We start from the raw sequence: 1,292 nt of genomic DNA, 5'->3' as shown, positions 1-1,292 counted from the left end.
AAGGTAGTGTTCAAAATTCTGTGTCATTCCCCTAAACTATGTAAAAAACAAGGAATGACACCATGCAAAACTTTGACTTTAACGAAGCCTTAAAAGGCATTCAAGCAGGTAAACCTATCACAGGCAGTGACGGGGTACTTGCCCCACTCATCAAACAGCTCACCGAAGCTGCCTTAAATGCCGAAATACAAAGCCACCTTGAACAAAGTTCTACAAGCAACCGTCGTAACGGTTACAGCAAAAAGACCGTCAAATCAGCGGCGGGCAGCTTCGAGCTTGAAACGCCACGAGATCGTAACGGTGAATATGAGCCTGTGTTGGTCAAGAAACATCAAACTAAACTCACCGCTGAGATCGATAGCCGCATCCTATCGCTATTTTCTCATGGCATGAGTTACCGTGACATACGCCACCACATTGCTGAGATATACCAACTTGAGGTCTCAGAGGCGACCATCAGTAGCATCACTGATGAGCTGATACCGCAGCTTAAAGCATGGCAATCTCGTCCACTCGACAGCGTTTATCCGTTTGTCTGGCTTGATGCGATTCACTACAAGGTCAAAGACGAAGGACGCTATGTCAGCAAAGCCATTTACACGCTATTGGCACTTAATACCGAAGGCAAAAAAGAACTCATTGGTCTGTATTGCTCTGAAAGCGAAGGGGCAAACTACTGGCTATCTGTGCTCACAGATTTACACAATCGTGGCGTACAAGATATTCTCATCGCTTGTGTGGATGGCCTAAAGGGTTTTCCTGAGGCCATCAATGCTATTTTCCCCAATACAGAAGTACAGCTGTGTGTGATTCACCAAATCCGTAATAGTATCCGTTATGTAGCTAGTCGTGATCAAAAAGCCTTTATGCGCGATTTAAAGCCTGTTTATAAGGCAGTTAATAAGGAGTCAGCTGAACTGGCTCTTGATGATTTAGAGGCTGTTTGGGGCGATCAGTATCCGGCGGTGATTAAGTCTTGGCGGGACAAGTGGCATTTACTATCTGCCTATTTTAAGTATCCTGAAGCAGTCAGAAAGCCTATTTATACCACCAATGCGGTGGAAGCGGTACATCGTCAGTTTCGTAAACTTACTAAAACCAAAGGCGCTTTCCCGAATGAAACCAGCTTGCTCAAATTGTTGTATGTTGGTATGTTAAATGCCTCTGCCAAGTGGACGATGCCGATTCGTAATTGGGGACAGACGATGATGCAGCTGTCTATCTATTTCCCTGGTCGATTAGATTCGGTGATGCGTCTTTAATTTAGTTGACACAGAGTTTTGAACGCCCTC

The 1,292-nt window shown here is 45.0% G+C and carries 1 protein-coding gene; it reads left to right on the top strand.

Annotated features, from left to right (window positions below; translation table 11 throughout):
- Window positions 1-62 precede the first annotated feature (62 nt).
- Complete coding sequence (locus G561_RS0113575; RefSeq protein WP_011961263.1) at window positions 63-1,262, top strand: IS256 family transposase; 1,200 nt, start codon at window positions 63-65, stop codon at window positions 1,260-1,262.
- Window positions 1,263-1,292 lie beyond the last annotated feature (30 nt).

This window comes from Psychrobacter phenylpyruvicus DSM 7000 = NBRC 102152 (genome assembly GCF_000685805.1).
GTDB classification, from domain to species: domain Bacteria; phylum Pseudomonadota; class Gammaproteobacteria; order Pseudomonadales; family Moraxellaceae; genus Psychrobacter; species Psychrobacter phenylpyruvicus.
Note: the sequence above shows the minus strand (reverse complement) of the source record. Positions and strands in the feature narration are given on the sequence as shown.

Coding starts and splice junctions, on each gene's coding strand:
- G561_RS0113575 (WP_011961263.1), top strand. CDS start 63: ATGCAAAACTTTGACTTTAACGAAGCCTTAAAAGGCATTCAAGCAGGT.